The organism is Bradyrhizobium sp. P5_C11_2, from assembly GCF_054049755.1.
In genome coordinates this window covers 40,121-52,459 of the sequence record NZ_JBFULT010000003.1, presented here as the reverse complement: position 1 = coordinate 52,459, position 12,339 = coordinate 40,121, and the positions used below count along the sequence as shown (strand labels likewise).

At 67.2% G+C, this 12,339-nt stretch carries 12 protein-coding genes; 5 read left to right on the top strand and 7 right to left on the bottom strand.

All coding sequences use genetic code 11. The annotated features are described in order from the left end of the window. The 3 genes from ACXJL8_RS00815 to ACXJL8_RS00805 form a co-directional block, all read left to right on the top strand. The coding region (locus ACXJL8_RS00815; protein ID WP_456684474.1) for an acetamidase/formamidase family protein at nucleotides 1-795 on the top strand (795 nt) is incomplete at its 5' end. 14 nt (nucleotides 796-809) lie between these two features. Then, a complete protein-coding gene (locus ACXJL8_RS00810) occupies nucleotides 810-2,549 on the top strand; it encodes a nitrilase-related carbon-nitrogen hydrolase (protein WP_456617746.1) in 1,740 nt (579 codons plus the stop codon). 21 nt (nucleotides 2,550-2,570) lie between these two features. Then, nucleotides 2,571-3,332 (top strand): SDR family NAD(P)-dependent oxidoreductase, encoded by a 762-nt coding sequence (locus tag ACXJL8_RS00805; RefSeq protein ID WP_456617745.1) that lies wholly within the window; start codon nucleotides 2,571-2,573, stop codon nucleotides 3,330-3,332. Here the strand turns inward: ACXJL8_RS00805 and ACXJL8_RS00800 are convergent. Together ACXJL8_RS00800 and ACXJL8_RS00795 are read right to left on the bottom strand one after the other, a co-directional pair. After that, complete coding sequence (locus tag ACXJL8_RS00800; protein ID WP_456617744.1) at nucleotides 3,329-4,702, bottom strand: amidase; 1,374 nt, start codon at nucleotides 4,700-4,702, stop codon at nucleotides 3,329-3,331. The two genes, ACXJL8_RS00805 and ACXJL8_RS00800, sit on opposite strands and share 4 nt — an antisense overlap. Beyond that, nucleotides 4,683-5,879, bottom strand: a complete 1,197-nt coding sequence (locus tag ACXJL8_RS00795; RefSeq protein WP_456617743.1) for an MFS transporter — start codon at nucleotides 5,877-5,879, stop codon at nucleotides 4,683-4,685. Before ACXJL8_RS00795 ends, ACXJL8_RS00800 begins: the two co-directional genes overlap by 20 nt. Before the next feature lie 26 nt (nucleotides 5,880-5,905). On the opposite strand from ACXJL8_RS00795, the gene ACXJL8_RS00790 reads away from it, so the two are divergent. Further along, nucleotides 5,906-6,241, top strand: coding sequence for a hydroxyisourate hydrolase (locus tag ACXJL8_RS00790; protein ID WP_060911301.1), 336 nt, complete (start codon nucleotides 5,906-5,908; stop codon nucleotides 6,239-6,241). On the opposite strand, the gene ACXJL8_RS00785 is transcribed toward ACXJL8_RS00790, so the two are convergent. From ACXJL8_RS00785 to ACXJL8_RS00770, 4 genes are read right to left on the bottom strand one after another with little or no spacing between them, the layout of a single operon-like run. Further along, complete coding sequence (locus tag ACXJL8_RS00785) at nucleotides 6,242-7,057, bottom strand: ABC transporter permease (RefSeq protein WP_456617742.1); 816 nt, start codon at nucleotides 7,055-7,057, stop codon at nucleotides 6,242-6,244. Then, a complete protein-coding gene (locus ACXJL8_RS00780; RefSeq protein WP_456617741.1) occupies nucleotides 7,057-7,920 on the bottom strand; it encodes an ABC transporter permease in 864 nt (287 codons plus the stop codon). Before ACXJL8_RS00780 ends, ACXJL8_RS00785 begins: the two co-directional genes overlap by 1 nt. Nucleotides 7,921-7,939: 19 nt before the next feature. Next, on the bottom strand, nucleotides 7,940-8,986 hold the full coding sequence (locus ACXJL8_RS00775) for an ABC transporter substrate-binding protein (protein ID WP_456617740.1): 1,047 nt from the start codon (nucleotides 8,984-8,986) through the stop codon (nucleotides 7,940-7,942). 30 nt (nucleotides 8,987-9,016) lie between these two features. Beyond that, nucleotides 9,017-10,111, bottom strand: a complete 1,095-nt coding sequence (locus ACXJL8_RS00770; protein ID WP_456617739.1) for an ABC transporter ATP-binding protein — start codon at nucleotides 10,109-10,111, stop codon at nucleotides 9,017-9,019. A gap of 88 nt (nucleotides 10,112-10,199) precedes the next feature. Between ACXJL8_RS00770 and ACXJL8_RS00765 the strand changes: the two genes are divergently transcribed. Continuing rightward, nucleotides 10,200-11,588, top strand: a complete 1,389-nt coding sequence (locus ACXJL8_RS00765; RefSeq protein ID WP_456617738.1) for an amidase — start codon at nucleotides 10,200-10,202, stop codon at nucleotides 11,586-11,588. Here the strand turns inward: ACXJL8_RS00765 and ACXJL8_RS00760 are convergent, their stop codons facing one another. Beyond that, nucleotides 11,589-12,338, bottom strand: coding sequence for an aspartate/glutamate racemase family protein (locus ACXJL8_RS00760; RefSeq protein ID WP_456617830.1), 750 nt, complete (start codon nucleotides 12,336-12,338; stop codon nucleotides 11,589-11,591). Between the last annotated feature and the right edge of the window lies 1 nt (nucleotide 12,339).

The window sequence follows — 12,339 nt, the reverse complement described above, 5'->3', positions numbered from 1 at the left end:
AAGCACGAGACCGACAGCCCGTCGAAGATCCTCAACTTTCCGTTCCTTAATCCGCAGAACGGGCCGATCCACGTCAACGGCGCCGAGAAAGGCGACGTGCTCGCCGTCTACATCGAGAGCATCGTGCCGCGCGGGCCGCAGCCGTGCGGCACCACCGTGGTCATGCCGGATTTCGGCGGCCTCGTCAGCACCGGGCAGACCGCGCTGCTCAACCCGGCGCTGCCGGAGCGGGTGAAGAAGCTCGTGATCGACGCGAAGACCGGGACCAAATGGAACGACAAGATCACGCTGCCATATGAGCCGTTCATCGGCACCATCGGCACCTCGCCGGAGATCGAGGCGATCTCCTCGCTGGTCCCGGACTATTACGGCGGCAACATGGATTTGCCCGACATTGGCGTCGGCGCCGTCATCTATCTGCCGGTCAACACCAAGGGCGGGCTGCTCTATCTCGGCGACTGCCACGCCGCGCAGGGCGACGGCGAGCTCTGCGGCGTCGCCATCGAGCATCCGACCGTGACCACGGTGCAGATCGACCTGATCAAGAACTGGACCATCGCCTGGCCGCGGCTCGAGACCAGGGACTTCATCATGACCATCGGTTCCGCCCGGCCGATGGAGGATGCGGCCCGCATCGCCTATCGCGAGCTCTGCCGCTGGATGGCGGCGGATTACGGCTTCGACGAGATCGACGCCTATATGCTCCTGACCCAGGCAGGCCGTGTCCGGCTCGGCAACATGGTCGATCCGAAATATACGCTCGGCGCCTCCATCAAGAAGTCCTTTCTGGTTTGAGGGCCGGTCAGGTCATGTCAGGGATTCACAAGGTTGCCGCCGTCCAGTTCGAGCCGACCATGTTCGAGAAGGAGCGCAACATCGCGCGCCTGCTCGAACTCTGCGAGCAGGCGGCGGCGGCCGGCGCGAAGCTCATCGTCACGCCGGAAATGGGAACCACCGGCTATTGCTGGTTCGACCGCGCCGAGGTTGCGCCCTTTGTCGAGAAGGTGCCGGGACCGACCACCTACCGCTTTGCGGCGCTGGCGCGTCGGCATGATTGCTACATCGTGGTCGGCATGCCCGAGGTCGATGAGGACGGCATCTACTTCAATACGGCCGTGCTGATCGGGCCCGACGGCGTGGTCGGCCGCCACCGCAAGACGCATCCCTATATCTCCGAGCCGAAATGGGCGGCGGCGGGCGACCTGCACAACCAGGTGTTCGAGACGCCGATCGGGCGCATTGCGCTCCTGATCTGCATGGACATCCATTTTGTGGAAACCGCGCGGCTGATGGCGCTCGGCGGCGCCGACGTCATCTGCCACATCTCCAACTGGCTGGCCGAGCGCACGCCGGCGCCCTACTGGATCAGCCGCGCCTTCGAGAACGGCTGCTACGTCATCGAGAGCAATCGATGGGGGCTCGAGCGCACCGTGCAGTTCTCCGGCGGAAGCTGCGTGATCGCGCCGGACGGGCAGGTGACCGCCGTGCTCGACAAGGGTGACGGCGTCCTGTTGTCGGAGATCGATCTCGATGCCGCGCGCGCGCGCCGTGTGCTCGGGGAAGCCGTATTCGCGCAACGTCGGCCGGAACTCTATCCCGAGCTGCTCACCGATACCTTCAGCTGGAATCCACGCGACTTCTTTGGTCTCTATGGCCACGAGTCCTGGCCGACCGGCAAGACGTCGCGGGTCAGCGTCGCGCAATTTGCGCCTGTCGACGACGTCGGCCGGAATCTTGGGGAGATCGAAGCCCTCGCGCGCAAGGCCAGGGCCGAAGGCGCGGAGCTCGTCGTCTTTCCGGAGCTTGCGGTGACGGGGCTCGGCGCCCCCGCGGCATCGGCGCAGCCAATCCCGGGGCCGGCCACCGACAGCCTCAGGAAGCTTGCAAGGGAGCTCGGCCTTTACCTCGTCTGCGGTCTGGCCGAGCGCGCCGACGGTGCGCTCTACAACAGCGCCTGCCTGGTCGCGCCCGACGGAGACATCTCGGTCTATCGCAAGACGCATCTTGCAGCCGACGACAACAGCTGGGCGACGGCCGGGGACGGCTGGACCGTCGTCGACACGCCGATCGGACGTATCGGGATGTTGATCGGCCATGACGCGTCATTTCCCGAAGCGGGCCGGGTGCTGGCTTTGCGTGGCTGCGATCTCATCGCGTGTCCCGCCGCGATCAAGGGACGCTTCAGCTCGTCGCATGCCGGCACCGAGGTGGCGCAGCCAAAGCCGATTCCGACCGGCCCCGATCCGCATCACTGGCATCATTTCCGCGTTCGCGCCGGCGAAAACAATCTGTTCTTCGCCTTCGCCAATGTGGCCGATCGCGAACGCGGCTATCCCGGGCTGAGCGGCGTGTTCGGTCCTGACACGTTCGCGTTTCCACGGCGGGAGGCGATTGCGGCCGACGGCACGGGCCTTGCTGCGGCGCTGGTCGACACCACCAATCTCGACAGCGTCTACCCGACCAATGTGGTGCGGCGAAAGGATCTGGTTTCAATGCGAATGCCGCACAGCTATCGTGGATTGGTCAAGGCCGGGCTGAGCAACACCTGAACCAAGAAAAGGAAACCGACCATGGATCTGGGACTCAAGGGCGCCAAGGTTCTCGTCACGGGAAGCACCAAGGGGATCGGCCGCGCGATCGCCGAGACATTTGCCGCAGAGGGCGCCGACGTTGGCGTGTGCTCGCGCAATCAGGCCGAGGTTGAGAGCACGGTCGCTGCGCTGAAGGCCAAGGGCGTCGCGGCCTATGGTGGTGCGGTCGACGTCTCCAACGGCCCCGCGCTGAAAGCCTGGGTCGGCGACATGGCGGCCAGGCTTGGCGGCATCGACGTCGTCGTCGCCAATGTCAGCGCGCTCGCGATCGGACAGGATGACGAAAGCTGGGAGAAGGAATTTTCGACCGACATGATGGGCACGGTCCGGCTGGTGAACGCCGCCATGCCCTATCTGGAGAAGAGCGCCGCCGGGGCGATCGTCACGATCGCCAGCGTCTCCGGGCGCGAGGTCGATTTCGCGGCCGGTCCCTATGGTACCTTCAAGGCGGCGATCATCCACTACACCCAGGGTCTCGCCAACCAGCTTGCCGGCAAGGGCATCCGCGCCAACACGGTGTCGCCGGGCAATACCTATTTCGAGGGCGGGGTCTGGAACATGATCAAGGACAACAATCCCGAGCTCTACAAGACCGCACTGGCACTCAATCCGACGGGGCGGATGGGCACGCCGCAGGAGATGGCCAACGCCGCCGTGTTTCTCGCCAGCCGCGCGGCCAGCTTCATCACGGGGACGAATCTCGTCGTCGATGGTGCCCTGACGCGCGGCGTGCAGTTCTAGGCGCCGTCCCTCAGAAGCGTCTCAATGTGCCACGCTGCCTTGAGCAGCGTGCGGTCGCGGCCGCGCCCGGCGATCATTTGCAGGCCGAACGGAAGTCCGGCCGCATCGGTGCCGCATGGAATCGAGACCGCCGGCAGCCGGGCGTGGTTGACGAAGGGCGTGAACACCGCATGCGCGCGCGGGCTCGCGGCACGGCCGCCGATGGTGTCGGGTCCAAGCTGGGTCAACGGCCATGCGACGCAGGGGACCGTCGGCGCCAGCAGCAGGTCGATGTCGGTGAAGAGGGCCGCGAAGGCATGGGCGATCGCGGCGCTCGCGACCAGCGCACCGGCAACGTCCGCGCCCGACCAGGACAGCCCCCGCTCGATCTGCCTGGCGATGTCAGGGTCGAAGACAGTCGGATCCTTGCGAAAGGCGTCGCCATGGAGGGCGGCGAGGCCCGCGTGCTGAAGCGGCATGATGGCCTCTTCCGTGGCACCCGCCGGCCAGACCGGATCACGCTGCGCGATGCGTAAGCCGGAGGCGGACAGGCGCGCCACGGCGGAAGCAACTCCGTCGGCGACGACGCCGTCGACCGCGACGTCGAGGCCAAGGCGCGGTGAGAAAGCGATGCGCAGGCCGGCGAAGTCATCTGCCTCTTGTGCGATATCCGCGGAGTCCGGGTCGCGTGGATCGGCGCCGGTCATGGCTTCGAACGCAAGCGTGATGTCGGCGACGGTGGCGGCGATCGGTGCAATGACGGACAGGCCGAAAAACGGCTCGGCGAAACCGGGCCCATAGGGGATCCCGCCATAGGACGGTTTGAAGCCGGCGACGCCGACATGGGCCGGCGGCCTGCGGCTGGAGCCGCCTGCATCGGTGCCTATCGCGAGCGGCACGAGGCCGGCCGCGACAGCCACAGCCGGCCCGCCGGACGAGCCGCCCGGCGTCAGCGCGGGATTGAGGGGATGCCGCGTCGGACCGAACAGCGGCGAGATCGTGACACCCTTGCTGGCGAACTCGGACGTCGCGCCGATGCCGGCGACGACCGCGCCGGCCTCGCGCAGCCGCTCGACCGCAATCGCATCCTGCGGCGCGATGAAATCGGCGAACAAGCGCGAGCCCTGCGTCACGCGCCAGCCACGGGTCCAGATGTTGTCCTTGACGACGATGGGCACGCCGGCAAGCCGCATTGTCTCGCCGGCACGCAGGCGATCATCGACCGCTGCGGCATCGGCAAGCGTGCGCGCGGGGTCGATCGTGACCACTGCGTTCAACGCCTTGGCGGCCTCGATCCGCGCGAGCGCGGCCTTTGCGGTCTCGACGGCGCTCGTCCGTCCGGCCGCGACATCGGCCGTGATCTCGCGGGCGCTATGTGCTGGCTTTGTCATGGCCTCCCCAGATCAGCGCCACTGTGCCGCAGAGAGCGAGGCAGGCCAAGGCGAAGAACGCCGCGCCAAGGCCGGCCACACCGTCCAAGATCGACACCACGGCCGGCGCCGCCAGCAGGCCGGCATAGGACGCGGTCAGCACCGCGCCGGTGGTCTCGCCGATCCGGTCCTGCGGGGCGAGGCGGGCGATCTCGGCGATGAAGACGCCGTTCCAGCCCGATGCCGTCAGGCCGAACAGCGCCGCCACTGCGAACTGCCAGGTGCGGCTGAGCGATCCGCCGTCGAGGCCGAGCAGCGCAGCGCAGAGGGCCATGCCGAGGCCGATGACGATGAGCACGGCGCGGGAGGCGTCGAGGCGCATGGCGACGTAGCCCCAGCCGAGCCGGCCGATCAGACCGCCGGCCTGCGCGCAGGCGAGCGCCATACCGGCCTCGATATGGCTGAGGCCAAGCTCGCGCGTGCCGAGCGTGACGAAGACCGTGTTGAGCGAGACCTGCATGGCGCTGAACGGCATCGAGGCCAGCGCCAGCATTGCRATGCGCCGGTCCGCGGTCACCAGCGCCAGCCGCGCGCGCAGATCGAGTTTTGGCGGYGGGACGACCTTGCCGGCATAGGCCGGCCGCAGCCACTCGAACAGCGCGATCCCGAGAAGGGCGCAGGCCCCGACGACCGCATAGCACCAGGCCGGCCCGAGCGAGATCGCGATCGCGGGCAGGGCCAGCGAGCCGCAGACGGCGCCGATCTGGTTGCCGGTCTGACGCACAGAGAAAACGAAGGCGCGCCGCTCGGCGGTCACGAGTCGCGCCAGCAGCGCCGCGCTCGCGGGCGTCTCGGGCCCCATGGCGAGGCCGAGGCAGAGGCCTGCTGCGAGCAGCGCGGCGGTCGAGCCCAGCGAGGCCAGCGCCATGCCGACGACGATGGCCGCGGCGCACAGGCTTGCGATCCGCAGCGAGCCGAGGCGCGCGATGAAGCCGCCGCCCCAGAACGAGGCGGGGATACCGACGGCGAACACCGCGCATGAGAACATCGAGAGCTGCCAGACCTCGATATGGGCGCGCGGCGCGACCACGCCGGGCGCGAACAAAGCGAGCGCGACGAGGGCCTGAAGCGAGGTCATCGCGCCCAGGGCCGGTAGCAGCGCGGGCGCTGGCCGAGCGGCAGCCTTTCCGTCTATCATGGCGGCGCGCTCACGGGAGGAACATGGTGGCAGGCGGTATTTCCATTCACGCGGTCGATGTGGCGAGCGGACGGCCCGCGCAGGGGCTGCGCGTCGAGATCTGGCGGATCGATCCCGACTCCTCGCGCATTGCCGACGGGCGGCTCGGCGCCAATGGCGTGCTCGATCACCCCATTGCGCAAGGCGCCGGTGTGACGGCCGGCGAGTACGAGGTCCTGTTTCATCTCGGCGAGTTCTTTGCGGACAGCGACGGTTTTCTCACGGTGACGCCGTTCCGCTTCCGCATCAAGAACGTTGACGAGCATTTTCACCTGCCGCTCAAATTTACGCGCTGGGGCTATTCGCTGTTCCGCGGCGCCTGATCAGTTGGTCAGCCGCCGCGACAGTCCCGTGACGCGCTCCATGACCGCGACCAGCGCGACGGTGGCGATGATCAGCACGCCTGATAGCGCCGCGATGGTGACGTCGAGCTTGCCCTCGAGATCCTGCCACATCCGGATCGGCAGCATGTCGGTCGCAGCATCCCGCAGGAACAGCGAGACCGGCACGTTGTCGAACGAGGACATGAAGGCGATGAAGGCCCCCGCAATGATGCCCGGCCGGATCAGCGGCAACACGATCCGGCGGAACGTATAGAGCCGGCTCGCCCCCAGCACCGCCGAGCTCTCCAGCAGGGTCGGCTCGAGCTGGGCCAGCGCTGCGACCGTGTTGCGCACGACATAGGGGACGCAGACCACGGTATGGCCGATCACCAGCGTCAGCGGCGACACAGGCAGGCCGACCAACGAGAACAGCATCAGGGCGGCAAGCCCGAAGGCCAGCGCCGGCAGAACCAGCGGCGACATGAAGAGGGAATCGAGCAGCCGTGCCGACAGCGTCCGCGAGCGCGAGATCGCAAGCGCTGCGGCGACGCCGAGGACGACCGACAGGCCCGTCGCCCACAGCGCGACGATGAGGCTGTTCTTGGCCGCGAAGTGAAGCTGCCAGGCATTCCAGAGTTCGGCGTACCAGCGCAGCGAATAGCCCGGCGGCGGGAAGCGCAGCGAGAAGCCGCTGGTGAAGGAGACGATCAGCACCACCAGCGACGGCGCGATGATGATGATCAGCGCGATCATCGCGATCACGGTCATGACCAGCTCGAAGCTGATCGCCTCCAGGGTGCGCTTGCGACCGCTCATCACGCGCCGCCATAGCCGCGCGACATGCGGCCGAGCGTGGTGAAGACGGACACCACCGCGAGCACGGCGAGCAGGAAGATGATCGAGATCGCCGATGCAAAGGGCCAGTTCTGAAGGGTCGAGGCCTGCTGATAGAGATACATCGGCATGAACAGCATCTGCCCGCCGCCGATCAGCGACTGGGTGATGAAGGCCGTGATCGCGGCGGCATAGGTCAGCGTGCAGCCGGCGATCACGCCCGGCAAGGACAGCGGCAGCACGATCCTGAAGAAGGTGCGCCAGCTTCCGGCGCCGAGCGAGCAGGAGGCATCGTCGAGATTGGGATCGATGCGGCCGAGCGCGGTGATCAGCGGCAGCGTCATCAAGGGCATCTGCACCTGCGCCAGCGCGAGCACCACGCCGAACTGGGTGTAAAGCAGTTTTAGAGGGGTATCGATGATGCCTAGCGATTGCAGCGTCGCGTTGATGATGCCCTGGCGGCCGAGGATGACGATCCAGGCGAACGTGCGGACCACGACGCTGGTCAGGAGCGGCAGCAGCACGATCAGGATGATGATGGTCTGGAGCCGCGGCCCGACCCGCTGATAGAGCCACGCGATGGGAAAGCCGAGCACGAGGCAGACGGCCGTCACCTCGGCACCTAGCAGCAGCGTCGAGCCGAGCACGCCGAGGCTGAAGGGATCGGTGAGGAAGTGCAAGTATTGGCCGAGCCCCCAGTGGAGCGCGGCCGTGTCGTTGTGCAGCGAGAGCCAGAGCAGTTGCAGCAGCGGCGCGACGAAGAAGACCAGGAAGAACAGCGCCAGCGGCACTGCCAATCCCATCCCGTAGGAGGTCACGTCCCGTGATGCCGGTGCTGCACCCATCGTCAGGTCCTCAACGCTCTCAGATCTTGATCTCGCGGTTGAAGCGCTCGATCCAGGCCGAACGCTGCTCGTTGATCTTCTTCCAGTCCTGGAACACGAATTTCTGCTTCAGCTCGGCCGTGTCCTTGGCGAGCACGCGCGCGATCTCGCCGCCCATCGTCACCTTGGAGTTTGTGGGCACGATCAGATAGGGCGGGTTCATCAGCGTGGTCTGCACCTCGGGCGTCAGGGCTGCCTCGATCAGCTTGAAGGCGAGCTCGCGGTTCGGCGAATTCTTGACGATGTGGATCGTGGTCTTGAAGGCGATGGCGCCTTCCTTCGGCGCCACGAACTCGACCGGCACGCCGCGGGCTTTCAGGATCTGGATGGCGTTGAAATTGCCGGGCGAGATGTCGATCTGGCCCTGCTGGAACAGGGTCGCCAGCGCGCCGGGATTGGCGGCGACCGCGGCGAGATTGGGCTTCAGCTCTTCCAGCGCCTTGAAGCCGGGATCGACATTGGCCTCGGAGCCGCCGCGCATCTTGGCGACCTCGACCAGCCAGCCGGTGCCGAGCGTCGAGTTGAGGTTGGTGATGCCGACGCGGCCCTTGAACTCGGCTTTCCAGAGATCCGCCCAGGAGGTCGGCGGCGTCTTGATCGTCTCCGGATTGTAGGTGAGGCCGACGACCTGGAAGAACGGCGCGGGACCCATCGGCTCCTGCGCCTCGGCGATCAGATCCTTGTAATAAGCGCTCTTCTCGACGGGATACGGCTCGACCAGGTCTTGGCCGATCGCGACGAGGGCAGGGCCGGGATCGTGCAGCATGACGTCGATCGGCGGATTGGCTTTTGCGGCATTCACCTTCGCGATCTGGTCGACCGAGAGCATCGGGTCGAGCACCATGGCGGCATCCGCGTTGGCTTTCCGGAACGCCGGCACCAGCACGGCCTTGTGCGCTTCCTCCCAGCTTCCGGTGAAGGTTGCAAACACCAGCGGACGGGCCTGGGCGAAGCTCAGTCCGGGAAACGCCTTCATGGCGCCGAGTGTGAGTGCGGTCGTCATCAGGCTTCGGCGGCTCAGGATCATGTAAAAACTCCCTGTGGACTATGACTGGGTCTAAAGCGTTGCGGGAAAGGCGTTGGCGAGCGATGGCGCGAGCGGCGCAAGGCGCACCGCGGCGCCGCTCTCGAGCGTGCGCGTCTCGCCGATACGCGCCTGTGAGATTTTCACGCCGGAGCCGTCGCCGGTCGTGACCTCGTGGACGACGGTGGCCCCCAACGGCAACGACATGCCGACCACGCCGGCAAAGCCGGTTTCATCGCTGACGAATTGCAGATGCTCGGGGCGGATGCATACGGTGACGCGGCCGCCCTCGGCGAGCGCGCCGCCCGCGGGCCGTGCGATGATCTCCGCGCCGGCATCGAGGCGCACCTTGGCGGCGGTGCGGTCCGCCGACACCACCACGCCGGGCATGCGGTTGCTGGAGCCGACAAAGGTGTTCACGAACAGCGTCTGCGGCCGGTCGTAGACGTCGGACGGCGTTCCGAACTGTTCGAGCTTGCCATGGCTCAGCACCGCGACGCGGTCGGCCATCGACAGCGCCTCTTCCTGGTCGTGGGTCACGATCAGCGTGGTGATGCCCGAGACCCGCTGCAGCCGCTTGACCTCGATCTGCATGTCGAGCCGCAAATTCTTGTCGAGCGCGGCAAACGGCTCGTCGAGCAGCAGGATCGACGGCTTGATCGCGAGCGCGCGGGCGAGCGCGACTCGTTGCTGCTGGCCGCCGGAGAGCTGCCGCGGCAGGCGTTCCGCCATTGATGGCAGTTGGACCAGCTCGAGCAAGCGCTGCGCCTCGCGCTGACGCGCGGCCTTGTCGATGCCGCGCGCGGCGAGCCCGTAGGCAACATTCTCGCTGATCGACAGGTGCGGAAACAGCGCGTAGTTCTGGAACACGATGCCGACGGCGCGGCGGTTCGGCGGCAGTGCGTCGACGATGTCGTCGCCGATGATGATCCGCCCTTGCGTCTGCGCGATGAAGCCGGCGATGATCCGCAGCAGGGTGGTCTTGCCGCAGCCGGAGGGGCCGAGCAGGGCGATGATCTCGCCACCCCTGATGTCGAGATTGATGTTCTCGACCGCGAGCGCACCACTCGGATAGCGGTGGGTGACGGCGTCGACGACGAGCGAACGGCCGCTTTGCGCATCAGCCATGGTGTTGCCTCCCGTTGCCCCAAGGGAGAAAGCAAGTCTCGTGCCCGCGCCGGTCGCTTTTCGAAGCGAGTTTTGGCATTGTGGCCCGATGACATCGGATCCATCGGTTTGCAACCTCACGGCCACAACTCTTGCGCGCGCCATTGCCGGCGGCAAGCTGTCCTCGCGTGACGTCGTCGAGGCGCATCTCGAACGGATCGCGGATTTGAACGAGCAATTGGCGGCGTTCGTCACGGTCGACGCGGAGGGCGCCCGCCGCGCCGCGCAGATCTGCGATGCCGCGCCTGCGCCGATCGGCCCGCTGCACGGCGTGCCCGTCGCGATCAAGGACCTCACCGACACCGCGGGACTTGCGACCACCTACGGATCGGTGCTGTTTCGCGATCACGTGCCGGCCGAGGACGATCTCGTGGTCGCGCGGCTGCGGCGCGCCGGCGCGATCATTCTGGGAAAGACCAACACGCCGGAGTTCGGCTTCGGTGCGGTCTGCACCAACAGATTGTGCGGGCCGACGCGCAATCCCTTCGCTCCCGCGCTGACCTCCGGCGGCTCGTCCGGCGGCTCCGCCGTTGCGGTCGCGGCCGGCATGGTGCCGCTGGCGCATGGCACCGATTTCGGCGGCTCCGTGCGGACGCCCGCCAGCTTCTGCGATGTCGCCTCGATCCGGCCGACGCCCGGCCGCATTCCGTCGCCGCGCCGCCCGCTCGGCTGGGACATGCTGGCCACCCACGGTTTTCTTGCCCGCGGTGTCGATGATCTCGAGCTCGCGCTGTCGGTCTGTGGGGGAGGCGATCCGAACGATCCGCTCTCGATCGGCGTCGTCAATGATGATCGGCCGGTCGCGGGACGGCTCCGGATCGCCGTCACGCCCGATTTCGGCGTTGCACCGGTTGCGCGCGAGGTTCGTGGGCGCTTTGCTTCCGCCTGCGAGGCGCTTGCGCGCATTGCCGATCTTGTGCCGTCGTCGCCCGATTGTAGCGGCGCAATCGAGACCTTCCGTACGCTGCGCGCCGCGCACATCGCCAACGGCTATGGCGAGTTGCTGCGGACGCGTCGCGACGAGCTCACGCCCACCGTGATCTGGAATATCGAGGCCGGTGCAAAACTCTCCGCGGAGGATTATCTGAACGCAGAGCGCCGGCGCACCGCGATCTACCGCAGCTTTCGTCAGCTGTTCACCCGCGCCGACTTCCTGGTTGCACCGGCGGCGTCCGTCTTTCCGTGGCCGACCGCCGTCAGCGATGTCACCGCCATCGATGGCGTGACGTTGGAGACGCCGATCGATTATCTCGCCGTCACCTTCATCGTGTCGCTGGTCGGTTGTCCGGTCCTGACCTTGCCGGCGCGCCGGGGAGTGAATGAGCTGCCCTTCGGCATCCAGATCATCGCGCCGCCGGGATGCGAATCCCGCTTGTTTGCCTTTGGCCGCACCATCGAAAACGAATTGGGTTTTTCGCATCGCCGGCCGCCTGCCTGATCAACTGTCGCGATGCTCGAGCCGGGCGGCGAGCGCCTCGGCGAGACCTGTGGTGGGCTTGGCGGCGGGCCGGCGGAACGTGCCCGCCGTCGCCTTGCGCAGCCGCAGCGCCAGCAGCGCTTCGGCCTGCTTCACGGCGGCGACGACCTGGTCGATGACGGGGACGGGGATCCGGTCGGCCACGCGTTCTGCGAGGCCCGAGAGCGGCGCGCCGGCGAAGATCAGGACGTCGGCCTCGTTCTCGACGATCGCGCGCTGCGCAAGCGCGACGAGCACGTCCTCCTTCTCGGTGCCGACTTCGGAGATCGCCTGGAACGGCGTATCGAGCATGCGGATGCCGGCGCAGCGCTCCCACAGCCCGTGCGCACGTACGCATTCCTCGTACCAGGGCCCCAAGGCTTGCGCGAACGTGACGATGGCGAAGCGGCGCCCGGCCATGCAGGCCGTCAGCATCGCGGCCTCCGCCATGCCGACCACGGGAATGTCGAAGGTTTCCCGCGCGGCGAACAGGCCGGGATCGCCGAAGGCCGCGATGATCGCGGCGTCGACCTCGTGATGCCGCTCGGCCAGCATTTCGAGCGCGATCGCCCCGCCGATCTGCGCCTCGGTCCGCGTCGCGATGTAGGGCACGCCGCGGGACGCGGTGCAGGGGAGCAGCACGGTGCCGGGCGAGGCCGCGCGCTGCCCGACATCCATCATCAGCCGGGTGACCTCGGCGCTGGTATTGGGGTTGAGCAGCAGCAGCTTCATG

What these genes read in the sequence shown, in the direction of transcription:
- ACXJL8_RS00780 (WP_456617741.1), bottom strand. Translation starts at nt 7,920, where the DNA reads ATGGGTGCAGCACCGGCATCACGGGACGTGACCTCCTACGGGATGGGA.
- ACXJL8_RS00810 (WP_456617746.1), top strand. Translation starts at nt 810, where the DNA reads ATGTCAGGGATTCACAAGGTTGCCGCCGTCCAGTTCGAGCCGACCATG.
- ACXJL8_RS00765 (WP_456617738.1), top strand. Translation starts at nt 10,200, where the DNA reads ATGACATCGGATCCATCGGTTTGCAACCTCACGGCCACAACTCTTGCG.
- ACXJL8_RS00805 (WP_456617745.1), top strand. Translation starts at nt 2,571, where the DNA reads ATGGATCTGGGACTCAAGGGCGCCAAGGTTCTCGTCACGGGAAGCACC.
- ACXJL8_RS00770 (WP_456617739.1), bottom strand. Translation starts at nt 10,111, where the DNA reads ATGGCTGATGCGCAAAGCGGCCGTTCGCTCGTCGTCGACGCCGTCACC.
- ACXJL8_RS00760 (WP_456617830.1), bottom strand. Translation starts at nt 12,338, where the DNA reads ATGAAGCTGCTGCTGCTCAACCCCAATACCAGCGCCGAGGTCACCCGG.
- ACXJL8_RS00800 (WP_456617744.1), bottom strand. Translation starts at nt 4,702, where the DNA reads ATGACAAAGCCAGCACATAGCGCCCGCGAGATCACGGCCGATGTCGCG.
- ACXJL8_RS00775 (WP_456617740.1), bottom strand. Translation starts at nt 8,986, where the DNA reads ATGATCCTGAGCCGCCGAAGCCTGATGACGACCGCACTCACACTCGGC.
- ACXJL8_RS00785 (WP_456617742.1), bottom strand. Translation starts at nt 7,057, where the DNA reads ATGAGCGGTCGCAAGCGCACCCTGGAGGCGATCAGCTTCGAGCTGGTC.